The sequence below is a fragment of the Micromonospora sp. NPDC051296 genome (assembly GCF_040682255.1).
Classification (GTDB): Bacteria; Actinomycetota; Actinomycetes; order Mycobacteriales; family Micromonosporaceae; genus Micromonospora; species Micromonospora craterilacus.
In genome coordinates, this window is record NZ_JBFBAO010000004.1 from 32368 (window position 1) to 54143 (window position 21776).

The following is a 21776-nucleotide window of genomic DNA, read 5'->3' on the forward strand; positions in this document are numbered from 1 at the left end:
CGGCCCGACTCTTCGGGCCGGGCCGACTCGCACGCCCACCCCTCACCCCCCGTCGATCATGAAGTTGGCGGGTGATTTGAAGATCAGAATCCCCGCTAACTCCATGATCAACGCGGGTGGGGTTAGGGGTTGGGGACTGGGGTGAGGGTGGTTAGGCGTTGGGTGGCGCGGGTCAGGGCCACGTAGAGGTCGCTGCGGCCGCGGGGGGACTCGGCGACGATGCGGTCGGGGTCGACCACCACTACCGAGTCGAACTCCAGGCCCTTGGCCTCGGCGACGGTGAGCACCACCACCCGGCCCTCCAGGTCGGGCTGCTCGCCGACGGCGGCCTCGGGCAGCGCCGCGGTCAGCGCGGCACCGAGGTCGTCGACCCGGCCGGCCGGCACGATCACCCCGAGCCGGCCGTCGGTCAGCCCGGCCGCCTCCGCGGTGGTGACCTCGACCAGTTCCGCCGCCAGCCGCTGCGCCGGCACGCCACGCGAGACTGGCACGAAGCCGCTGGAGCGTACGGCGCGCGGTGGGCGCAGCGCCGGGTCGATCTCGGCCAGTACGCCTGCGGCGACCTCCATGATCTCGGCAGGTGTGCGGTAGCTGACGGTCAGCTCCGCCAGCCGCCACCGGTCCGCCACGTACGGCGCCAGCGCCTCCGCCCACGACGGCGTGCCGGCCAGCGCCCCGGTCTGCGCCACGTCACCCACGATGGTCATCGAACGGCTCGGGCAGCGGCGCATCAACAGCCGCCAGGCCATCGGCGACAGCTCCTGCGCCTCGTCGACGATCACGTGGCCGAACGCCCACCCACGGTCGGCCGCCGCGCGCTGCGCCGTGGTCAGCCGGTCCGCTTCCTCCTGCCGTTCCAGCAGCCGGTCGGCGTCGAGCAGGTCGGTCACGCCGAGGATCTCACCGCCGTCGACCTCGTCCTCGACGTCGATCGAGCGGGAACCCCGGGCGATCTCCAGCACACCCTCGGCGTACTCGCGTTCCATCGCGCGGATCCGCTCCCGGCGGGCGGCGGCGGCCCGGTCGTCCTCGCCGAGCAGTTCCGCCGCCTCGTCCAGCAGCGGCACGTCCGCCGGCGTCCAGCCGCCCGGTTCACGGTGCAGCGCGGCCCGCTCGTCGGCGGTGAGCGTCGGCGCGGCGGTGGCGATCCGGTCGGTCGAGGCGTACAGGTCGGCGAGCAGGCGCTGCGGGGTGAGCACCGGCCACAGCTCGTCCAGCGCCGTCCGTACCTCCGGCTCCTCGCGCAGCTCGCGGCGGATCTCGGCGACGTCCGCCTCGTCCAGCAGGTTCTCCCCGCCCAGCGGGTCGGCACCGATCCGTTCGGCGACCTGGTCGGCGAGCGCGTGGACGATCTCGATATCGAACACCGCGCGGGCCAGGTTGTGCGGCCGTCCGCTGCGGCGGGCCCGGTCCCGGGCCGCCTGCACGGTCGCCGGGTCGAGGACGAGCATTTCCCGCTGCGGCAACTCGATCTCCAGCGGCTCGTCGGGCACCCGCTGCCGGTCGCGTACCGCGTTGGCCAGTACCTCGACCATCACCGACCGTCCCTTGAGGGCAGCCGTGGTGGCGGGCTCCGCGCGTCGGGCGCTCACCCCCGGGAAGAGGTCGCCCTGGGTACGCAGCAGCACACCCGTCTCGGCCAGCGCGGGCAGCACCTGCGAGATGTAGCGCAGGAAGGTGACGTTCGGGCCGACCAGCAGCACACCCCGGGTGGACAGCTCCCGGCGGTGGGTGTAGAGCAGGTACGCCGCCCGGTGCAGCGCCACCGCGGTCTTGCCGGTGCCCGGGCCACCCTGGACCACCAGCACCCCGGGCAGGTCGGCGCGGATGATGTGGTCCTGCTCGGCCTGGATGGTCTCGACGATGTCGCGCATCCGCCCGGTGCGGCCGGCGTTGAGTGCGGCCAGCAGCGACGCCTCCCCGGTCAGCTCCTCGTGGGCGGTGGGGGAGGCGGTGGCCAGGTCGAGCACCTCGTCGTTGACGCCGATCACCTTGCGCTGCCGGGTACGCAGGTGCCGGCGTCGCCGGATGCCCTGCGGGTTGGCGGCGGTGGCGAGGTAGAAGGCCCGGGCGGCCGGGGCGCGCCAGTCCATCAGCAGCGGGTCGTAGTCACCGTCGGTGTCGAAGATGCCGATCCGGCCGATGTAGTGGCGGTCGCCGTCGTCGGTGTCCAGCCGGCCGAAGCACAGGCCGTTCTCCACCGCGGAGAACTGCTCTACCTGATCGGCGTACATCTGCACCGCGCCGTCGCGTTGGGAACGGGCCTGCAACGTGCCGCCGGTCGCCCGCAGCTCGTCGGTCAGCCGCCGGGACGCCTGCTCCCGCAGGTCGTCCAGGCGCTGGTAGAGCATCGAGACGTACTCCTGCTCGCGGCCGATCTCGTCGTCGGACGGCGAACCGCCGGAGTGCCTTGACAATCCGTCTCCCAAATGGCTAGAATTCGAATTCAGAACGGCTTTTTGGGCCGTTCATTTTTGTGCCTGAACTCGTAAAGATACCGCGTCTCGAACGGCGGAACCAGGCACCATCGATCCCGTCACACCATCGCCTTTCCGACCTTGCCGGCCATTGTCAGCGACGCTTGGTGCAGACCTCGCCGGAGCGGGCGATGGTGTCGGTCGACCAGACGACCGCCACCGTGAAGCAGTAGTCCAGTCTGCGGTCGAGGCTGTAGACGACGAAGCTCTCCGTGCCGGCGGGCAGGTCGGCGAAGGCGCTGCGCGGCTGGCCGGTCCGGCCCCCCGAGATGATCACCGGCCCCTCGCTGCCGGCCGGGTAGGTCCAGCTCAGCGTCACGCTGTCGCGGTTGTCCTGCAACGCGAGCCTGGTGGGCGGGGCGCCGGGCGAGGCGGGCGGTGCGTCGGAGGCGGTGGTCGCAGTCGGCGAGCCGCTCGGCGCGTCGCTCGCGGTGGGGCGGGCCGGGTTGCCGCGGTCGTCAACCCGGGACACCCCGGCGATGACCGCGGCGGCGCCGAGCAGCACCACGACGATGCCCGCCGCGACGAACAGCACCAGGCGGTTCGACTGCCGGGGCGGTGTCGGGGTGATGCGGCGTACCGGGACCGGGAGCAGCCGCGATGGTGGTGCCGACTGTTCCGGCTCGTCGACTCGGCGCAGCCGATACACCCCGGGGGCCGGTTGCGCCGGGCCGGTCAGCCCGACCACGCTCGGCGGTACGGCGGTCGACTGGTCGGCCTGCGGATAGCCGGTCGCCTGGTCGGCGGGATCCGGGTCGGGCTGCTGGTCGGCGGGCCCGGTCCACCAGTCCTCCGGCGGCCCGGCCGGGCCGTCCGCGGGCTGCCGTGGCGTGGGCACGTGTGTCGCGCCGGCCGGTGGGTCGCCCGCCGGTGGATCGCCGGCGGGGTAGTAGCCCTGGCTGGGGTGGTAGCCCTCCGCGGGGTGCTGCTCGCCGACCTGGTGGTGTGGCGCGGGCGGATCGGTTTCCGCCGGCCAGGTCGGCTCGTAGTCGTCGGCGGGCGCGGGCCAGGTCGGTGCGGGTGGGGCGTCGTCGGGCGGCGCGGGCCAGGTCGACTCGTCGTCGGATGCGGGCCAGGCGGGTGCGGGCGAGGCGGGTGCAGGCGAAGCGTCGGCGGGCGCGGGCCAGGTCGGTGCGGGTGGGGCGTCGTCGGCCGGTGCGGGCCAGGTCGGTGTCGGCGGGGCTTCGCTGGGTGGCGGGGTGCGGGCGGCCGGCACGACGGGATCGTGCGCGCTCACCGGTGGCGTGTCGGCACAGACGTGGTCCGGATTGGCCGCGCCCCGGGCCAGCGCCGCCACCTGCGTGGTCAGCGGGTCGTCCGGGGCGAGGTGCTGGCGGGCCAACTCCCGGGCCAGGGCCAGGTTGTCGTGCGCCTCGGTGAACTGCCCGCAGTCGCGCATCATCGACCCGAGCCGGGCCAGCATCTTGATCCCGCTCGGGTGGCCGTCGCCGTAGACCTCGCGGTGCAGTTCCCAGGCGTCCTGGAGCCGGTCGCGGGCCACCTGGCACTGGCCCCGGGCGTACTCCACGGTGGCCAGGTCGGCGTGCGCGGCGAGCACCCGCAGCGACTCCGGCCCGTCCGCCGCGGTCAGCTCGATGATTACTTCCTGGTACAGCCGGGCCGCCCGGGACCAGCTGCCCACCCGGTGCAGCACTGCCGCCAGGGTCGCCGCGGCGGCCACCGTGCGCGGGTCGGAGCGGCCGTGCAGCCGGCTGGTGGCGGCGTACGCGAAGGCGGCCCAGCCCCGCGCCGAGTGCGGCTCGCCGAGCGCGACCAGCACCCGCGCGTGCAGGCTGGCCGCCTCGGCCATCTCGGGTGTCGCGTTGGCCGGGCGCGGGTCGGCGCCGGTCAGCGCGTCGGCCAGCAGCCGTTGGGCACCGGCGAGATCGCCGGCAGAAACCAGGTCGTGCGCCTGATCAGTCAGTTCACCGAAGCCGGAGGGCACGCCCCATCGTGCTCAACCGACGACGGTATGTACAAGACCCGCGCCGGAGTGGTTCGGTCAGGATCCGGTCAGGGCCGGGTCAGGTGATCGGTCAACGCCTCGCTGATCCGGCGCAACTGGTCGACCTGGGCCGGGCTGAGCGCGTCGAACAGGTGCCGGCGTACCCCCTCGACGTGGCCCGGTGCGGCGGCGGCCAGAGTGGCGAAGCCGTCGTCGGTGAGCAGGGCGAGCTGGCCGCGCCGGTCGGTCGGGCAGTCCTCGCGGCGGACCCAGCCGGCCGCCTCGAGTCGGGCCACCGCGTGCGAGAGCCGGCTGCGCGAGGAGCCGGTCGCGTCGGCCAGTTCGCTCATGCGCAGTCGGCGGTCCGGCGCCTCGGAGAGGCGTACCAGGATCTCGTAGTAGGCGTGCGGCATCCCGGCGTCGCGTTGCAGCTCGCGGTCGAGCGTCTCCATCAGCGCCCGGGAGGCGGCCAGGAACGCCCGCCAGGTGCGTTGTTCGTCCGGATCCAGCCAGCGGGTCATGAGCACCATCATACCGGAGGTAGTTGAACGCTCAATTAAAACGGGCTAGCCTCGGTGACATGGGAATCCACCGCCTCAACCACGCCGTCCTCTACGTCAGTGACCTCGACCGCAGCGTCGCGTTCTACCGCGACGTGCTGGGCTTCCGCCGCGTACCGATGACCCCGGAGGGGTTCCGCGGCGCCGCCTTCCTCCAGGCACCCGGCTCCACCAACGACCACGACCTCGGCCTGTTCGAGATCGGCGGACGGGCCGGCCGGTCGACCGCCGGCCGGGCCACCGTCGGCCTCTACCACCTGGCCTGGGAGGTCGACACCCTGGACGAACTGGCCGTCACCGCCCGCCGGCTGACCAAGGCGGGCGCGCTGGTCGGCAGCTCCGACCACGGCACCACCAAGAGCCTCTACGGCCAGGACCCGGACGGGCTGGAGTTCGAGGTGGTCTGGCTGGTGCCGGCCGACCGGCTGGACGACGCCGCGCTCGCCGCCCGGACCAGGATCGGCCGGCTCGACCTGGCCGCCGAGATCCGCCGCTACGGCGGAGACACCCGTGGCGGGGTCGGCATCTCGGTCCCGGTCTAAGAGCGACCGGCAACAGGACTGGCGGGGCTGCGGCGCGCCCCGGCACTTCGGCTGGCCTGGGCGGGTGCCCGGCGGCGCGGGCGCCCGGTGCGGTAGAACGACAGGATGCCGACCGACGCCGTAGGGCACCAGCTGTTCGTCCGACACCTGCGGAGCTGGTTGCCAGCCGCGCTGCGCCGCGCCCGGCGGGCCACCGTCGCCCTCGGGTACGACGGCAGCGACCCGCGCCCCGCCGAAGAGGCCCTACGGGTGGCCGGCGAGCACGCCGTACGGCTGCGTGGCTGCCGGATCACCGTGCTCGTGCTCGCCGACGGCACCGCCGACCTGCCGACTCGGCTCGGTGCCGTCGAGGCGGGGCTGCCGCCCGAGGTGGCGGTGCACCTGATGCCCGGCCCGCCGAGCCGGCTCCCGGTGGCGCTGCGGGCCGCCGGGGCAGCCGGCGCACCCGTGCTGTCCTACCTGGACGCCGCCGACACCGTGGACCCGGTGGCGCTGTTCGCCGCCGCGGCCGGGCGGCACGCCGAGGCGCTGGTGCTCGCCGGTGCGGGTACGCCGCTGCGGCCAGCGCTGGCCGACGCCGGGTTCCCGCTGTGCACCGAGGTGGAGCTGGCCGACGCCGGCCGGCGGATCGGCTTCGGCACCGGCTCGGACCGCAGCCTGGAGGCGATGAAGGACAACCTCTGGGCGGCCGGGCTCCGCTACCTCGACCCGCACGGCGTACCACTGTCGCCGGCACCGGAGATGGACCCGGAGCCGCTGGGCCGCGCCCTGCTGGCCGAGCTGGCCCACGGCCCGAGTACGGTCACCGAGCTGCGCCGGTACGCCGTCACCGCCACCGCGTACCGAGCCGTGGACGCGTCGCGGGCGCTGACCGCGCTGCTCGACGAGGGTCTGGTGACCCGCGACCCGGAGCACGGCCGGCTCGGCGGCGACGTGCTGGTCACGGCCGTGCGGTGAGCTGCCTGAGCAGCAGGGACGCGCCGGTGGCGATCACCCCGATGCTGAACGCCAGCTGCACGCTGACCAGCACCCGGGCGAGTTGCCCCTGGGCGTGCACGTCGCCGTACCCGACGGTGGTCAGCGTGGTCAACGCGAAGTAGAGCGCGTCGATCCGGGTCTCCAGGTCGACGAACTGCGCCGGTGCGGCCCGCGCGATGACGTAGTCGGCGAGGGCGAAGGCGAGCAGCCCGGCGACCAGGGCCACCGCCAGGTGTGCCAACGAGCGGACCTCCCGGGTCGGCGCGGCGAGCTGACGGCGGACCAGACCGGTCACCAGCCAGGCCACAGCACCCACCGTCAGCAGGCTGACGAGGACGCGTACGCCCATGCGGGCGGTGTTGGTGTCGATCTCCACCGGGACGACGAAATAGATCACGGCGAGCAGAACGCAGGCCAGCCAGGCCCGGCGACGCTCCTTCGAGTGGTCCGGTTTCTGGTTCATGTCGAGATTGTCCGGTCCGGCCTGTCGCCGGTCGGTCGGATCGGCCAATCCCGAACGTCGAGCGGGACGCCGGTGGACTCCGGCGCCCCGCTCGACCTCGGGACCTCACGCCCGGGACTTGTCCTGCTTCCAGGACAGCGGGCCGGGCAGGTCGACCCGGTGCGCCTTGGCCCGTGAGTTCCAGGACCACCGGCCGAGCTTGATGCTCCAGGACGAGTAGCCGTTCTCCGTGAAGTGCAGGATGAACGGACCGAACTTCTTGCGTTTGCGGAACATCAGACCCATCGCGGGCCTCCCTTCGTCGCAGTCCCTGCGCCGTCGAAGATGCCCGTGACGCGGATCCGCCAAACCTCGCCGGTGAGCGGTGGGAGACCGTGGCCGGCCACCATCGTGGACAGAACGGTCCGGGGGCCAGCGGCAGCCGGGTCGGTGTGCGGGGTGGGGTGGGGCGGGCCCCTCAGCGGGCTTCCCAGGCGTCGGGCAGGGCGGTCAGCCGCCGGACGTGAGCCGGCAGCCGGCCGTTGACCACATCGGCCAGGCTCACCTCGTCGACCACCCGCCGCAGCGAGGCGCGCACCGCGACCCAGAACCCCGGCAGGTGCTGCGCCACCCCGTCGTAGTGGGTCTCCTCCGGCCGCAGACCCCGTACGCCGGCCAGCGGCCCCTCCACCGCCCGCAGCACCGCGCCGATGGTCACCTCCCGCGGCGACTGGGCCAGGGCGTAGCCGCCCTCGGCACCCCGCTGGGCGCGGACGATGCCGGCCCGGCGAAGGTCGGCCAGGATCGCCTCGAGGAACTTGCGAGGCATGTCCTGTTCCGCGGCGATGGTCTGGGTGGACAGCAAAGACGGGTACGCGGCGGCGAGGCTCAGCGCCGCCCGCACCGCGTAGTCACCACGCGCGGAGATCTGCACCCTGCCATCATGCCTAACAGGCGCCGGTCAGGCCCGCCACGCCTCGGTGGTCGCGTCGGCGGGTGGGCGGGGTCGTACGACCGGACGTGGTCCGGGCTGCTCGCGGGCGGCCCGGAACGCGCCGGGGCTGACCCCGACCTCGCGGGTGAAGAACCGGCCGAAGTTGGTCGGCTCGGAGAACCCGAGCTGCCGGCCGATCCGGGCGATCGGTTGATCGGTGGCGGCCAGCAGCCGGCTGGCCTGGAGCGCGACCCGCTCGTCCACCACCTGCTTGGCGCTGCGCCCGGTCACGGCCAGACAGGCCCGGGTGAGCGTACGCACCGAGCAGCCCAGCCGGTCGGCGTAGTCCTCCACCCGGCGGGTGCGCTGGTAGTCGAGTTCCACCTCGCGGCACAACCGGCGGAAGGTGGCCTCCTCCGGACGCGACGCCCGCCGCGCCCCGGTCGGCAGCATGCTCAGTCGCAGCAGCAGCACTGTCAGCTGATGGCGCAGCAGGCTGCGGGCCGCCGGGACGTCCCGGTGCCGACGGGCGTCCACGGTCAACTGGCTCACCTCGTTGATGACCGCGTCCTCGTCCTCGCCGGCCAGCTGGACCCAGGTCGGCACGTCATCGGCGTCGACGTCCAGCCCGTGCAGCGTCTCCGGGTGCCAACGGACCACCGTGGCGTCCAACTGGGGCGGGGTGCAGCGCAGCACCTGCCCGGGCCGTACCCGCAGCAGCGTGCCGGGTCGGCAGGGCAGCGCGCGGAAGTCCACCTCGGCGAAGCCGTGGCCGCCCGTGGCCAACATGATCAACTCTCGGTCCAGCAGCACCGGGCGTCGCCAACCGGGGGCGGGCGCCAGGTCGCACAGCGTGATCGTGTCGATCTCGACTGAACCAGCGGCAGCGTCGGGCAGGGCCGCGGCGAGGTGACCGGAAGGGACCATCACCTGCGACGTTAGCCCGCGAGCGGCCCGTACGCATCTCATCCGGCCTGCGCGTTTGCCGCCGGATGCTCGGGCGGGGTTGTCGCGGTGCCGGCCGGCGGTTAGGTTACCGATCGGTAGTGATCTGGTCGCCGCGGCGGCTCGGCGGTCCTTGCCGGCGACCTCGGCATCCGGCCGGCCCGGTCGGGCTCGCGAGAGGATGGGCATGAACGATCTGTTCTCGGTCGACGGCAAGACCGTCCTGGTCACCGGCGGCTCGCGGGGAATCGGGCTGATGATCGCCCGAGGCTTCGTCGCCGCCGGCGCGCACGTGATCATCTCCTCGCGCAAGGCGGACGTCTGCGAGGCGGTGGCGAAGGAGCTGTCCGCGCAGGGCAACTGCGAGGCGATCCCTGCCGACCTCAGCCACGACGAGGGCGCGCAGGTGCTGGCCGCGGCCGTCCGGGACCGGGTCGACAAGCTCGACGTGCTGGTCAACAACGCCGGCGCCACCTGGGGCGCGCCGCTGGAGAGCTACCCGGAGAGCGCGTTCGACAAGCTGTGGGCGGTCAACGTCAAGGCCGTCTTCCGGCTGACCACCGCGCTGCTGCCGGCGCTGCGCGCCGCCGCCAGCGCCGACGACCCGGCCCGCGTGATCAACATCGGCTCCATCGACGGCATCCGGGTGCCGTTCATGGAGGTGTACGCGTACTCGGCCACCAAGGCGGCGGTGCACATGCTGACCCGCAGCCTGGCCCACCAGCTGGCCGGCGAGCGGATCACCGTCAACGCGATCGCGCCGGGGCCGTTCGAGAGCAAGATGATGGCGTTCGCGCTGGACGAACCGACGTCCCGGGCGGCCATCGAGGCCCAGGTGCCGCTGGGCCGGATCGGCCGGCCGGAGGACATGGCGGGCGCGGCGATCTACCTGTCGTCCCGGGCCGGCGCCTACCTGACCGGCGCGGTGATCCCGGTCGACGGGGGCATGACCACGCACGGGTGAACTGCTGCGGCAGCCCGCATCACCACCTATGGGTGAACAGCGTCGCGGGCGGCGCCGCGGCGTCACCGCTACGGGCGGTTACGCCGTCGGGCGGCGTGGTCGGGGCGAATGACCGGTGTGACCGGGTCGCGTGACGGCAGGGTCGAGGCTGCCCGCGTACCTCCGGGACAGGCCGGGGCCGCGCGGACTCGGCAGATCCGCGCGGCCCCGGCTTCGTCGTGGTCAGCGCCCGGCGAGCAGCCGGTTCACCGCCGTGTCGACGTCCAGGTGCTCGGCCTCCCGGCCGCGCGGGACGACGACGTAGGTCCGCCGCAGGAAGCGCACCAGCACGCTGCGTGGCACCTCGAACAGGGCGTTGCCGTCCGGCGACGACAGCGCCAGGGCGACGAAGTCGCCGCGCGGGGTGGCCCACGGCCAGACCCGCACGTCGCCGATGCCGGCCGGCTCGTCGAGCCCGGTGACCAGCAGCTCGCGGGCGAAGGACCAACTCACCGCCTCGCCACCGGCTGATTCGGCGTGGAACAGGACATGGACCGCATACGGGTCAGCAGGGTCGTAGCGCAGACTGGCACGCACCGGCAAGGCGGTGGCGTCAGGTGCGACGAGCCTTAGCGACGTCTCGACCTCTACGGTCGTCGGTCGGATGACACTCATGGACGTTCTCCCCCCGGCACCGCGTGCGGAACGCGCGTGTCCCGCTTTTCCCATACTCAGCCGCTACTCCTGGCTACGCTCCGCCATACGCTGACTTCACCCAGTGGTGGGAAGGGGGTCGGAAAGGCCGCGTGAATGTGAAAATTCATCTAGGATTTCCGGTTCTGCCCAGTGCGTTGATCCCGCCCGGCATCGGGTGGTTCAGTCGTCGACTTACTCCGGTAACGTCCAGTCGGCCGTTGCAGTGACGGGCCCGCGCAACACTGGGGGGTGAAATGGTCAAGAAGCGATCCTCAGTGGATCAGGTGGCCGCGCGGGGCCCGTCGAACGTCGCGGTCCGCGCAACCGAACAGCGGGGGTACGGGGTGCCGAAGGAGCAAGGTGACCGGCACGGTCGGTCGGTGGTCGAACGCGGCCGGTCCGGCAACGATCCAGTCGGTCGCAACGGGCGCGGTCGCGCCGGGGCGAATGGCTCCGCCGGCCGGGGCGATACGTCGGGGCGGAATGATGGCGACGAGGTGAGCGGCGTCACGGAGCGTGAGGGGGGTGGTGTCGCGGTGTCCGAGCGGCGCGACCTGCCACGCTGGCGGCGGCGGATATCCACCACCCTCGCACTGATCCGGGCCAACCCCACCGGCCGGGTCGCCCTCAAGATCATGATCGGGGTGCTGGGCGCCATCGTGGTGACCGTCGGCATCGTGCTCATCCCGCTGCCCGGCCCCGGCTGGTTGATCGTGATCGCCGGCCTCGGCATCTGGGCGGTCGAGTTCCACTGGGCCAAGCGACTGCTCGGCTTCACCCGCCGCCACGTCCAAGGCTGGGCGACCTGGGTGAAGAGGCAGTCATTCGCCATGCGCCTGTTGATCGGCTCAGTCGGCATCATCTTCGTCGCCGCCGTGGCCTGCCTCTCGATCAAGTACAGCCTCGGCATCGACGTGATCGCCCAGGTGTTGCACTACCTCGCGACGAACTGACCCCGGGTTCGCGGTCCGGTCCCTCGATCGGGTAGAGTCATCCGCGCTGAGGGCGATTAGCTCAGCGGGAGAGCGCTTCGTTCACACCGAAGAGGTCACTGGTTCGATCCCAGTATCGCCCACCACGAATAAGCAGCAAAGGCACCCTCGGAAGAGGGTGCCTTTCTTGCTGACTGCATCGACGGGCATGGTCATGAGTCAGCTATGAGTCAGCGAACGCGTCGCGGATGCGTTGATCCCGTCCGTCCGATCGGTGGGTGTAGAGGTTGAGCGTGGTCGACGGTTTCTCATGGCCCATCACCGCCTGGACGTCGTTGACCGGGACGCCGCGTGACACCAGTTCGGTCGCGTACGAGTGTCGCAGGTCGTGAAAACGCAGCCCGCCCGGCGCCATCTTCGCTACATGCGCCACCGCTTCCCGCTCGGTGGTGAATTCGGCGGACCACTTGACGCCTTCCAGGTCGACCCAGGCTGCCCGCCACTTGAAGTGGCCCAGGCGGCTCACGTCCCCGAGTAGTCCGGCACGGGCCAGCGATGGTCGCCAGACGCGAGCCCGGAAGAGGGTTCGGCGCAACGGCCCGGCGGACGAGTTGGTGAACACCTCACCACGAGGGCCAGCCGGGAACGCATCATGATGCGCCGTCAGGAGGTCTACCGCGAAGTCCGGCACCGGAACGGTACGCCGGCCCGCCCGTGACTTCGGGTAGGGCTTGATCGTGACGGTGCCAGCCACCTCGACGGCGACCCGGACGACCTGGACGGTCTTGCCGGTCAGATCGAGCGATTCCCAACGGAGCCCCGTGCATTCGCCCCAGCGGAGGCCGGTGCCACCGGCGAGCGCGACCAGGGCGCGGTATCGATCCGGCACCGCAGGCAGGAGCTGTCCGACCAGGTCTGCACGATTGAGGACGTTTCCATCGGTGTCCTTCTTGCGCCGCGACGGGATCTTTACGCCCTCGCACGGATTGACGCCGATCAGCCGGTCGCGGACGGCCGCTCGGAGGATCGAGGAGAACAGACGGAAGCACTCCGCCACCGTTGCGGGCGAACGTCGGGCGCCCAGCTCGGTCACCCAGGACTGAACTGCCAGGTGATCGATCCGGAACAGCGGCACATCCGACCAGCGCGGAAGCACGTGCGTCCGGAGGATCGAAGCATCCCGCGCCCTGGTGGTCATCTCGTCATTGCGAGATGCGCGCCACCGCTCCGCGTACCCTCCGAAGAGCAACCGACCAGCGTGCGGATCGACGTACCCGCCGCGGGCGATGGCGGCTTCCGTCTCGGCCAGGAAAGAGGCCGCTTGCCGACGAGTCGGAAACGTCTTGGCCTTCTGCCGGCCCGTGGCATCCCGCCAGTTAGCCCGGAAGGTGCCCGCTGGTGTCTTGACGATGTGTCCCATTAGGCCCACCCTTCCCGGCCATCGGTGGCGGGCTCGGTGCATTCGTCTAGCCAGGCGTGAAACCGCTTCTTGGGAATGACCCAGCGACCGCCAAGCTTGCGGGCGGGTATCTCGCCCTCACGGACCAGGGCGTAGGTGCTGCCGAGGGACAGCGACAGTAGGCGGGCGACTTCGCGGACGGAGTAGACGGCCCGGTTGTCGTTGATTCGCAGAACGCGTCGAGGCGCGTCGAGTTCATTTGTGGCGGAGCGCGGCTGAGTGGTGATGGTGACGGCGGGGCGTTGCATGGGTTCCTCCGGGATCAGTGGGTGGCAGGGCGGACGGTGGCCAGTTCGGTAGTCGCGGCACGATCCCTCGCGGCGAGCAGGGCAGCCTTCCATTGGGCTCGTTGGGACAGGGCACGTAGGAGTCGGTGTTGTAGGGGTGGCACGTCGGCGTCGTCGGGGTGGGCGAGTTCCCAGGCGTAGGCGGGTGGGGCGTCCTGGTCGACGGGGTCGGCGTCGTCTGATCCGGTGCTGACGCCGAGGAGGTTGCGGACCCAGGCGCGGGCGTCGGCGCGGTGGTCGGCGAGGGTCTTGCCGGACCAGTCGCGGGAGACGAGGATGCGTCGGCCGCCGATGCCGAGGGTGGCGCGTTGGTGGACTTTGCCCTTGCAGCGGCCCGCTTGGAGCCGGCCGTGGGCCTTCTTGGGTTGGACGCCGTAGAGCAGCCAGTTCGCGCACCGTTCGTTGCACGGTGTGACCCGCAGTTGCTCCCAGAGCCGGTCGAGGTGGTCGCGTTGCCGGTCGGTGCTCGCCTTGTGGCAGTCCGCGGCTGACTTGGTGATGTACTTGGTGATGTAGCCGATCGTGCGCTGCGCGTGGACGGTGCCGGGGGTGACGCCTTCGGCGTGGACCTGGGTGCCGAAGCGGACGACGTGTGAGGGTTCGGCGGTGGGGTCGGTGTCGATGTCGTCCAGGGCGTCAGCCCACGACGGCAGCTGCTCGTTCGTGTCGGGATCAACCCATGTGGCTTGGTCGCCGTCCCAGACTGGGGGCCGGTCGAGGGTGTACACCAGCTCATCGGCCGGGGGCCACCAGACTTGGTGGTAGGTCGCGGCGGCGACCTGCCGCAGCACCGCCCGGGGGATGGTGCCCCGAATGGCGAAGTGCGCGTGTGGGGCGAGACGGCGTTGGGGCTCTACGCACCCGGCGTATTGGACGTTCCAGCCCGCGCAGCGGCGCAGGTTCTGCCAGAACCGGTCGAGCAGCCGCGCGAAGTGGACCGCATCCCACGCCGCCCGCCGGTAGTCGTACGAGTCCGGATCGACGGGTGTCCCGTCGGGGAGGACCCGGCCGTAGGAGTCGAGGGTGAGGGACAGCCACATCGACGGCTGGTGTTGGGTGCCGTCCGGGGCGGTGTAGACGCGGCCGAGGGTGCGTGGTTCGACCTTCTTGCGGGGTAGGTCCGGGGCGTCCTGCCGGCGGCGGGTAGACCGCTTGCGGCGCCCACCGAGGCCGAGGCCGGGTCCTTCCCCGTCGTGGCCGGGGGCGATCTGCCCGCGTAGCCCCTCAGCTGTGGTGGCTTCCTCGACTTCCGCTATTGCCTGGTCGATGGCGGGGATCTGGTCGAACTGTGCCGACCGTTGGGCTTCCTCGCGGGCAAACTCCAAGTGAGCGCGCAGGAGGATCAACTCTCGCTGCGCTGCGCTGGCCGGATGTGGGCCGAGGGGGTTGGGTTCTTCGGTGCGGTGCCATCCCTCGCGGATCTGGGTCTGTCGCAGCCGGCGGGCACGCGTTGCGCACGGCGGGCACTTGTCTTCCCGGGTGGTGCCGCAGGGCAGGTCGATGACTTCGGTCAGACCGGTGTGCAGGTCGGTGCGGCGCAGGGTGACCGGCCGCAGGCACACGCCGTACTCGGCGGCCATTTCCTTCACGACCTGCCGGGACATGGGCATGGCGAGGCGGGCGGCACGGGAGCCGGGCGTCGGCGGCACGGTGGCGGGGATGTCGGTCGAGGGCGGGGTGGGGTCGGGGGTGAGGCCGGGCAGGGTGGGGGCGGTCAACGGGTCACCTCCGGTAGCTCGAACAGGGCGGGTTGGGTGTTGCCGATCGGGGTGGTGCGGGTGGGTCCGGCGTGGGAGGCCCACCGGGTTGCCGCGGCTTGGTGCCGGCCGCAGGCGACTTCGGCGCGGTATCGGCCGCTGCCGGGGTGGCCGGCTTCGATCAGGGCGACGGCTGGCCCACCGCAGCGGGCGCAGTAGGTGGGCCAGCCAGCCATGGCGGTCAGTGGTTGCAGCCGGAGCAGTGCAGCCCGACGCAGCCGGTCTTGCGGGAGCGGAGCAGGACGGCGAGCAGGACCAGGACCAGGACCACGCCCGCGATGAGCGGAGCCGCCGAGCGGACGGCGTTGGTGAGTTGGACGGCGGCGTAGCCGACTCCGGCCACGGCGGCGACGGCCGGCACGGTTGCGGCGGCGATGATGTGCCCGCGCCGCAGTCGACGCACCACCGGTGCCGCCGGGGTGGGGGTGTCGAGGAACCGGACCGTGACCGTCACTCGATCACCGTCGGGCAGCTGTTCCGGGGTGGTCATGGACAGCAGCCGGCCGGAGTCACGGACCAGAGCGACGGTCGCGGCGACCTCGGCCGGGGTGCCGACGATGCGGCGGGCGACCACGGCGGTGCGGCGGTGGGTCTGGCGGGCGAGGTGGGTGCGGCTCATCGGGTGACCTCCGAGGGGAAGACGTGGCCGTTGCGGGGGGTCTGAACGACGGACGACACCAGCGCCGACCGCACGGCACCCGGAACTGCGACCGGAGCCGGGGCCGGGGCCGGGGTGGTGGGTGCTTGCGGGATGACGACCGGGGCCGGGTTGGTCGGCAGGTCAGCGGGAGTCATCTCGGCCGGTTCGTCGGCGGGTTCCTCGACGCGGGTCGGGGCGGTCGCCTTCTTGGACGCGCCGGTGAGGATGAGCTTGGACAGGGCGAGGAACGCCAGCGCGGGCACCGACGAGAGCAGCCGGGAGGAGAAGCTGTCGTTGGCTACCGCGATCTGCGCGGCCAGGGACAGCGCGACGGCGGCGACGAGCAGGACCAGGGGGTAGGCCACGGAGGCGTGCGGGTCGCTGCGACGACGACGGCGGATCACCAGCAGCGCGGCGGCGGGCATCAGTTCGGAGATGACGGCGTTGGACCAGCCGAACCACTCTCCAGTGCCGGTCGGGGCGTGGATCATCGTCCAGTCCTTGACGTGGGTGAACGACGCGGCACCAGCCATGCCACCCACGGCCAGGAGGATGAGGACCAGGGCGACGCCCTCCAGGCGCTCTGCGTTCAGGAACCGGCGCACGAGGTCACCTCCCGCTCAGCGGTGACGGGCGGGGCGGGGCGGAGCCAGGAGCGCAGGTTGCGCAGGTAGATCGCGCCGTAGACGAAGCAGGAGACAAGGAAGCCCCACTGCGCGGTGGCGATCGCGTACGCCAGCCACAGCAGCTGGGCGGCGAGGCCGACAGCCCAGCCGGTCCAGGAACGCTTTCCGGCGAGGTAGAGGCCGGTGACACCGACCGCCATGAGGAGCCAGGACCACAGTTGGTGGCTCATGCCGCCCACCCCCAGGCTTCGGCGTCTTCGGCGGCGATCTCAGCGTGCTGCCGCAGCGCGGCGGCGATGATGTCGGCGGCCTGCGTGTCCGGGGCGCAGTAGACGCAGTGCTGGTCGGGGTCGGTGTGGGCGAGGTCGAGGCAGATGCGGCGGATGGGCCGGCGGGTGAGTCGACGGGTACGCATCAGGGAAGCTCCAAGCACGCGGGCGGGTCAGCGGGTGGTGGGGGTGATGTGGACGCGGATCCACTCCGGCGGCTCGCCCGTGGAGGCGACGGCTTCGGAGAGGCAGCGCCACAGCGCCCACGCCTCGTTGGGGGTCAGGTACATGCGGCGGCGACCGGAGCCGACCGCGACGTAGAGGTCCGCGTTGGGGGTGACCCGGACCGTGACCGGCACGGATGCCTTGTCCACGTGCGGGGCACGCAGCCGGTAGAACCTGCGCGGCTCGGGGGCCTGCTCGTCGGGTTCGTCGGCGTAGGGCATCCGGGTGGGCGCGCCCTCGGGCAGCTCGTGGGCGGTCATCGCGGGTCACTCCCGTCGGTGTTGAGGTCCAGGGCGTTGAGCAGTGACGGCGGCAGCAGCGGCGCGGCCTGCTTCGGCGGGGTCGGCCGGTACGTGTGCCGGCCGTTGCCGTTGCTGCGCGGCTTGACCGGAGCCGGAGCCGGGTCGGGTTCGGGCTGAATCTCCGGCGGGGCGGGGAAGGTCGTGGCCATGTCCCGGATTACGTCGTCGGGCAGGAAGGAGAACCGCACCCGCGCCGGTTCCGGCTGACCGTCCAGCAGGACGTAGGCGACGCCCTTGGCGGACTGCGGGATCTGGTCGGCGAGTGCTCCGCGGTCGCGGGCGCCGTCACCGAGGAGCAGGTCGACGTGGGCGCGTTCGGTGAGGCCGAGGGCGATGCGGGTGGGGAAGAAGTCCCGGACCGAGACGACTTCCTTACGCGGGTCCTGGGTCGCGGCGACGACCAGCACACCCAACCCGGCGCCCTGGGTCAGCAGCAGCCCCAAGGCTTGGGTGATGCGTTGGCGGATGTCGCTGTCGGGCAGGAACGCCAACAGCGCGGCGATCTCGTCAATCACGACGACGATCAGCGGCTCATCCGTGGTCGGCGTGTGCACCCGCACCTTGCCCCGCAACGCCCGTTGACGTGCCCGCATCCGGGTCACGGCGTCGTCCAGGAGGTCGGCCATGCGGTGCCAGTCGTCATCGACGTACCGGGAGAACAACGCCCGACCGATGGACAGCTCCATGCCGCCCTTCGGGTCGATCGCCCACACCCTGACCAGACCCGACCGGATGCCGGCCGCGAGGGAGCGCAGCAGGGACCAGATGACCGAGCCCTTGCCCATCCGCGTCGCCCCACCGACCAGCACATGCGTGGCGAGCAGCCGCAGGCAGTACACCGCCAGGTCTTCCCGCACACCCAGCGGCAGAGCGGTGAAGTCCGGGCGGGCCGGCACGGGCAGCGGGGCGACGATGCGGGTCAGCGGGTCACGGCGGATGAACACCAACCAGACGTGGCGGGGCCGGTCCCGGAACCGCACCCGGTCGACCAGCCGCAGCAGCCACGCGAGACGGCCCGTGCGGTCGGGGGGTGCCTGTCGGCGGCCGGAGAAGACCCGGCAGTGACGGGTGCCGAACGAGTAGGCGAGGTCCCGGGCGGCCTTGTGGTAGACCTCCGGGTTCTGCCCCTTCGGCATCCGCACCACGAGTTCGTCGGTGGCGTAGGAGCAGCGCACCGACAGCAGCCGCGGCAGCACTTCCCCGCCGTCGTACTTCTTCACCAGGCCGCACAGGGACATGACCTCGTGCCACTGACGCCGGTACACCCACAGCCGCCGCCACACCGTGACCGCGCGGAGCACGGCCAGGCGGTGGAACGAGTCCCGGGCCTGCCACCACCACAGGCCAGCGGCAGCGGCGATGACGAGCAGGACCAGGAGGTGAGGCCACCACCCGTGCGACCGGTAGGCGTCGACGGCGACCAGGACCAGGACGACGACCGGCCAGGCTCGCCAGTGCCGGACAGCGGCCACCAGCAGCCGGACCGCAACCACGGCGAGGCGGCCGAGCAGGAACAGGATCGTGACCGTCCAGACCACCGGCCACGGGGCGGAGATCTGGAACCGGCGGAAGTTCACCAGCGGGGCGCGCATCACGCCACCGCCTTGCGGGTCTGCTGCTGCTCGATCCACGCCTCAGCGCAGACCTTGTGCACCGGGGTGCCCTTCGGGCTACGGCAGATCGCCGGCTTCCCGCAGATCACACACGGGACCGGATCGCCGGCACCGCCGGAACGCGTCCAGTCCAGTTCTCTTGGCATGATGAAACCGCCCTTCCAGGCCGAGAGGGTTTTGGAGAGGGCAGCGGGGCGGCCGGCTTCCTAGGGCATGGGCCGCCCCGCGCCACGATCAGTCAGGCCGCCGCCTTCACGGCCGGCACTGACAAGGACTCACGAGCTGCGGCCAGCACGCCGGCCAACCGGTCGATCTCCGCGCGAGGCAGGAACAACGCCACCTCACCGCCGAGGTCACCCAGCTCGACCACGACCCGGTCCTGTTCCGGGTGGGACCGGAACGACAGCGCGGTGTCGGGCTTGACGTGCGCGTTCACCGTCACGTTCGCCGCCGACATCAGGCAGCCTTACCGCGCGTCTCGGCCAGGGTCTTCGGCGCCACCAGCGCGGTCGCCCGGTACGAGAAGGCCAGCCGACCGTTGCTGCCCACGTACGGCGTGACCGTCAGGCCCTCGAACTCCACCGGCTGGAACGGACCCACCGGCGGGACCGGCTGCACGTCAGCCAGGACCTTGATCGAAACCTCACGCGACCGGGACCCAAGCTCCGGGTCCATGTCCATCACCCGGCACTGCCACACCCGCTGACCCGTCACCTTGTCCTTGGCCGGCGTCCGCTGCCGAGTCGCCTCGTTGAAGTCCTGCGCCTCCGCGATCGAGTCCGGCACGAACACCGCGCCGTGGGGGAAGACCGCCTCGAACGGAACCGAGAACCGAGTACCACCACGAAGAGCCATTGCTCTACCTCCATGCGCCTGTTGGCTTCGCCCCTGCTCATGGGGCCTTGTCGTCCAGTGGCGACCTTTGGGCCGCCCACTTGGTACCTACCAAGAAACCACATCAGGGTCGGCCCGTCAATGCTTGGTCCGTACCAAAGTCGTAGAGTGGGGGCATGAACGCGGATAAGACACCGCGTGACCTGGGGCAAGAGCAGGAGCCCCGTCACGTCGCACTGGCCAAGAGGCTGCGGGAAGCCATCGCGCGTGGTGACTTCTCTCCCGGTGAACGGCTACCTGCCGAGCGGGATCTTGCCGACCAGTTCAAGGCATCTCGGACGACGGTTCGTCTGGCACTGTCGGCGCTCAAGTCGCAGGGATTGATCGGGTCCGGGCAGGGACAGGGCACCTACGTGCGCAAGGCCCGACCGATCCGGGTCATGGCGATGGACCAGGACCGGCGAGCGAGACGGGCCGAGAACCATGCGGCTACGTTCAACACCGAGGTTGCCCGGCAAGGTCGGATCGGGCGACAGGACATCACCAGCGTGGCGCCCGAGCCCGCGAACGGCGAGGTTGCCCGCTGGCTGAGAGTCGATGAGGGAACGCCGGTATTGGCCCGGCGGCGGGTCATGCTCGTTGATGAGGAGCCGTACCAGCTCGGTGACAGCTACTACGTGCACGAGCTGGTGAAGGACACCGCAGTTGCCGAGCCGGCACCCGTCGAGGAGGGGGTCTTGGCGGTGCTCGAACGGGTTCACGGCAAGCCGATCTCGTACTACATCGATGAGCTGAGCTTCCGGATGCCGACGCCGGAGGAGGCCGCGACCCTGCGGCTAGATCCGGGAGTCTGTGTCGTCCGCGCGGTCCGCATCGCCTACGACGACGAAGACATCCCCGTCGAGGCATTCGACCAGCTGCTAGCCGGAGACAAGCACGTCTTGGTCTACGAGGTGTCGGGGGAGTGACCGAGCCGATGGACCTCGGGCAGCCCATCCTCACCGGGAGGGTTGTCCAGTTGGAGCCGATGACGGTTGAGAGCATCGCCGACCTAACGGAGGCGGCGAACCACGCGGCGATCTGGACCTACCTTGACGAGCCGACGCCAAGCACGAGCGAGGCGGTCTCAGCCCTCGTGACGGAGGCGGTCGAGGAGCAGCGCCAGGGCGTGCGCATCCCCTACGTCATCAGGGACCGCAGAACTGGGGCAGCCATCGGGAGCATCAGCTTCATTGACATCCAGCCACGCCACCGAGGCGTCGAAATCGGTTGGGCGTGGGTAACACCGGATCACTGGCGGACCGGTGCCGCCCGTGAAGCTTCCTACCTGCTCATGCGACACGCCTTCGAGACTGCCGGCGCAATCCGGGCGGTGTTCAAGACCGACTCCCGCAACGTCCGATCCCAGCGCGCGATCGAGGGACTAGGAGCAACGCGGGAAGGCGTCTTCCGGAACCACCGGATCCTGCGGGACGGGCACGTCCGGCACTCGATCTTCTACAGCGTCACGGCCGAGGAATGGCCGGAGGTCCGCCGAGCGCTCGATGTGTGGCGCGGAGAGCTGCCGACCGAGTGAGGTAGGTCGGAGCAAAAGCCGGCGGCAGGCGTTAGGTCGCCCGGGCGACAGTGCAGAGCAGGTACGCGCGGTGTGGTGGGATGGCCCGCACCTGCTCGCGGGCTCGGATCATCGGTGGCGGTGCGAGCTGCGCAAGGACGACGGCGGTTGGCGGGTGTGGTCCGTCGAGCTGCCTCCGTGGTGCGGGTTGCATGTGTGGGCCGACATCTGTCGGCGATGAGGACCAGGGCGTGAGGGGCAAACGCGGCGACCTATTCGGGCGGTTTCGTCGTGGCGTCGCCGTTCATCTCGCGCCACTGGCCGCCATCGGCTTGCACGAGTCGCTTCGCCATCTGCCGTGCTTCGTCCTCGGTGTCGAACTCCCAGCGGAGCACCTTGCCTGTCTCGGAGTCGCCTGCTCTGGCGATGACGTGCCACCGGATCTCGCGGGCAAGCCACACGTCACGCCGGGTCAGCCGTCCCCAGCTGTTGTTCCACCAGCGCGCCACCAGCTCTTTCCTCACGGCGTGATCGTACAAGCGTTCGAACCGGGTGGCGGGGTAGCGCGTCGAAGGTGGGTATCCAAGCGGACCGGCCGGGAGGGAACCGCGGTGCCGATGTAGGAGAAGGTTGGCAGGCGGCCACGCGCGGAGCGGACAGGGCAGCCAGCGTCAGACGCGGATGAGCCGCAGCGATTCCCCGCGGGTGACGCCGGACGACGGCGGCCGGGGTGGGTGTTGTGTTCGTGCCGGGCGTGGTCGACTCGGAGCGCTTCCTGTGATCTGTTGCCGAATTGGCCTGTACTAGATCAAGGC

General features: G+C 71.3%; 28 protein-coding genes and 1 tRNA gene. 7 read left to right on the plus strand and 22 right to left on the minus strand.

What is annotated here, in order from left to right; genetic code table 11:
* Positions 1-122 precede the first annotated feature (122 nt).
* The 3 genes from AB0M52_RS00960 to AB0M52_RS00970 all read right to left on the minus strand — a co-directional run bounded on the left by AB0M52_RS00960 (position 123) and on the right by AB0M52_RS00970 (position 4952).
* Positions 123-2351, minus strand: a complete 2229-nt coding sequence (locus AB0M52_RS00960; protein WP_363947123.1) for an ATP-binding domain-containing protein — start codon at positions 2349-2351, stop codon at positions 123-125.
* Between the two features lie 220 nt (positions 2352-2571).
* A complete protein-coding gene (locus AB0M52_RS00965; RefSeq protein WP_363947051.1) occupies positions 2572-4422 on the minus strand; it encodes a tetratricopeptide repeat protein in 1851 nt (616 codons plus the stop codon).
* A 68-nt stretch (positions 4423-4490) separates the two neighbouring features.
* Positions 4491-4952, minus strand: a complete 462-nt coding sequence (locus AB0M52_RS00970) for a MarR family transcriptional regulator (protein WP_111213996.1) — start codon at positions 4950-4952, stop codon at positions 4491-4493.
* Between the two features lie 50 nt (positions 4953-5002).
* Between AB0M52_RS00970 and AB0M52_RS00975 the strand changes: the two genes are divergently transcribed.
* Entirely contained in the window at positions 5003-5524 is a 522-nt protein-coding gene (locus AB0M52_RS00975; protein ID WP_363947054.1) for a VOC family protein, read from the plus strand.
* Positions 5525-5629: 105 nt separating this feature from the next.
* Positions 5630-6481: a hypothetical protein gene (locus tag AB0M52_RS00980; RefSeq protein ID WP_363947057.1), complete on the plus strand. Its 852-nt coding sequence runs from the start codon at positions 5630-5632 to the stop codon at positions 6479-6481.
* Here the strand turns inward: AB0M52_RS00980 and AB0M52_RS00985 are convergent.
* The 4 genes from AB0M52_RS00985 to AB0M52_RS01000 form a co-directional block, all read right to left on the minus strand.
* Positions 6465-6965: a potassium channel family protein gene (locus tag AB0M52_RS00985; RefSeq protein ID WP_363947060.1), complete on the minus strand. Its 501-nt coding sequence runs from the start codon at positions 6963-6965 to the stop codon at positions 6465-6467. The two genes, AB0M52_RS00980 and AB0M52_RS00985, sit on opposite strands and share 17 nt — an antisense overlap.
* A 105-nt stretch (positions 6966-7070) precedes the next feature.
* Positions 7071-7250 (minus strand): DUF4236 domain-containing protein, encoded by a 180-nt coding sequence (locus AB0M52_RS00990; RefSeq protein WP_111213985.1) that lies wholly within the window; start codon positions 7248-7250, stop codon positions 7071-7073.
* 172 nt (positions 7251-7422) lie between these two features.
* Positions 7423-7878, minus strand: a complete 456-nt coding sequence (locus tag AB0M52_RS00995) for an Rrf2 family transcriptional regulator (RefSeq protein ID WP_363947062.1) — start codon at positions 7876-7878, stop codon at positions 7423-7425.
* A gap of 27 nt (positions 7879-7905) precedes the next feature.
* Entirely contained in the window at positions 7906-8805 is a 900-nt protein-coding gene (locus AB0M52_RS01000) for an AraC family transcriptional regulator (protein ID WP_363947065.1), read from the minus strand.
* A 205-nt stretch (positions 8806-9010) separates the two neighbouring features.
* On the opposite strand from AB0M52_RS01000, the gene AB0M52_RS01005 reads away from it, so the two are divergent.
* Complete coding sequence (locus AB0M52_RS01005) at positions 9011-9787, plus strand: glucose 1-dehydrogenase (RefSeq protein ID WP_363947068.1); 777 nt, start codon at positions 9011-9013, stop codon at positions 9785-9787.
* A 222-nt stretch (positions 9788-10009) separates the two neighbouring features.
* Here AB0M52_RS01005 and AB0M52_RS01010 read toward each other — a convergent pair whose 3' ends face one another.
* Positions 10010-10441: an SsgA family sporulation/cell division regulator gene (locus AB0M52_RS01010; protein WP_007457244.1), complete on the minus strand. Its 432-nt coding sequence runs from the start codon at positions 10439-10441 to the stop codon at positions 10010-10012.
* A 518-nt stretch (positions 10442-10959) separates the two neighbouring features.
* On the opposite strand from AB0M52_RS01010, the gene AB0M52_RS01015 reads away from it, so the two are divergent.
* Both AB0M52_RS01015 and AB0M52_RS01020 read left to right on the plus strand, forming a co-directional pair.
* The gene (locus tag AB0M52_RS01015; protein WP_363947071.1) at positions 10960-11415 is read left to right on the plus strand and encodes a TIGR02611 family protein; all 456 of its coding nucleotides are present in this window, start codon (positions 10960-10962) and stop codon (positions 11413-11415) included.
* 50 nt (positions 11416-11465) lie between these two features.
* Positions 11466-11540: transfer RNA gene (locus AB0M52_RS01020), tRNA-Val, on the plus strand.
* A 77-nt stretch (positions 11541-11617) separates the two neighbouring features.
* Here the strand turns inward: AB0M52_RS01020 and AB0M52_RS01025 are convergent.
* The 13 genes from AB0M52_RS01025 to AB0M52_RS01085 form a co-directional block, all read right to left on the minus strand.
* Positions 11618-12814 (minus strand): site-specific integrase, encoded by a 1197-nt coding sequence (locus AB0M52_RS01025; protein WP_363947073.1) that lies wholly within the window; start codon positions 12812-12814, stop codon positions 11618-11620.
* Positions 12814-13101 (minus strand): helix-turn-helix domain-containing protein, encoded by a 288-nt coding sequence (locus AB0M52_RS01030; protein WP_363947075.1) that lies wholly within the window; start codon positions 13099-13101, stop codon positions 12814-12816. The genes AB0M52_RS01025 and AB0M52_RS01030 overlap by 1 nt, the downstream gene beginning before the upstream one ends.
* A 14-nt stretch (positions 13102-13115) precedes the next feature.
* A complete protein-coding gene (locus AB0M52_RS01035; RefSeq protein ID WP_363947077.1) occupies positions 13116-14858 on the minus strand; it encodes a replication initiator in 1743 nt (580 codons plus the stop codon).
* The gene (locus AB0M52_RS01040; protein WP_363947079.1) at positions 14855-15073 is read right to left on the minus strand and encodes a hypothetical protein; all 219 of its coding nucleotides are present in this window, start codon (positions 15071-15073) and stop codon (positions 14855-14857) included. Before AB0M52_RS01040 ends, AB0M52_RS01035 begins: the two co-directional genes overlap by 4 nt.
* Positions 15074-15078: 5 nt before the next feature.
* A complete protein-coding gene (locus tag AB0M52_RS01045) occupies positions 15079-15516 on the minus strand; it encodes a hypothetical protein (protein WP_363947081.1) in 438 nt (145 codons plus the stop codon).
* Entirely contained in the window at positions 15513-16142 is a 630-nt protein-coding gene (locus AB0M52_RS01050) for a hypothetical protein (RefSeq protein WP_363947084.1), read from the minus strand. The genes AB0M52_RS01045 and AB0M52_RS01050 overlap by 4 nt, the downstream gene beginning before the upstream one ends.
* On the minus strand, positions 16127-16393 hold the full coding sequence (locus AB0M52_RS01055) for a hypothetical protein (protein WP_363947087.1): 267 nt from the start codon (positions 16391-16393) through the stop codon (positions 16127-16129). The genes AB0M52_RS01050 and AB0M52_RS01055 overlap by 16 nt, the downstream gene beginning before the upstream one ends.
* Positions 16390-16578, minus strand: coding sequence for a hypothetical protein (locus tag AB0M52_RS01060; RefSeq protein ID WP_363947090.1), 189 nt, complete (start codon positions 16576-16578; stop codon positions 16390-16392). The genes AB0M52_RS01055 and AB0M52_RS01060 overlap by 4 nt, the downstream gene beginning before the upstream one ends.
* A 27-nt stretch (positions 16579-16605) precedes the next feature.
* Complete coding sequence (locus AB0M52_RS01065; protein ID WP_363947093.1) at positions 16606-16917, minus strand: spread protein; 312 nt, start codon at positions 16915-16917, stop codon at positions 16606-16608.
* On the minus strand, positions 16914-18551 hold the full coding sequence (locus tag AB0M52_RS01070; protein WP_363947096.1) for an FtsK/SpoIIIE domain-containing protein: 1638 nt from the start codon (positions 18549-18551) through the stop codon (positions 16914-16916). Before AB0M52_RS01070 ends, AB0M52_RS01065 begins: the two co-directional genes overlap by 4 nt.
* Positions 18551-18718, minus strand: coding sequence for a hypothetical protein (locus AB0M52_RS01075; protein WP_363947099.1), 168 nt, complete (start codon positions 18716-18718; stop codon positions 18551-18553). Before AB0M52_RS01075 ends, AB0M52_RS01070 begins: the two co-directional genes overlap by 1 nt.
* Positions 18719-18810: 92 nt before the next feature.
* Complete coding sequence (locus AB0M52_RS01080) at positions 18811-19029, minus strand: hypothetical protein (RefSeq protein ID WP_363947102.1); 219 nt, start codon at positions 19027-19029, stop codon at positions 18811-18813.
* Positions 19029-19427 (minus strand): transcriptional regulator, encoded by a 399-nt coding sequence (locus AB0M52_RS01085; RefSeq protein ID WP_363947105.1) that lies wholly within the window; start codon positions 19425-19427, stop codon positions 19029-19031. The genes AB0M52_RS01080 and AB0M52_RS01085 overlap by 1 nt, the downstream gene beginning before the upstream one ends.
* Before the next feature lie 155 nt (positions 19428-19582).
* Here AB0M52_RS01085 and AB0M52_RS01090 point away from each other — a divergent pair, with 155 nt between their 5' ends.
* A complete protein-coding gene (locus tag AB0M52_RS01090) occupies positions 19583-20374 on the plus strand; it encodes a GntR family transcriptional regulator (protein ID WP_363947108.1) in 792 nt (263 codons plus the stop codon).
* Positions 20371-20982, plus strand: a complete 612-nt coding sequence (locus AB0M52_RS01095) for a GNAT family protein (protein ID WP_363947111.1) — start codon at positions 20371-20373, stop codon at positions 20980-20982. Before AB0M52_RS01090 ends, AB0M52_RS01095 begins: the two co-directional genes overlap by 4 nt.
* 251 nt (positions 20983-21233) lie before the next feature.
* On the opposite strand, the gene AB0M52_RS01100 is transcribed toward AB0M52_RS01095, so the two are convergent.
* A complete protein-coding gene (locus tag AB0M52_RS01100) occupies positions 21234-21485 on the minus strand; it encodes a hypothetical protein (RefSeq protein WP_363947114.1) in 252 nt (83 codons plus the stop codon).
* Between the last annotated feature and the right edge of the window lie 291 nt (positions 21486-21776).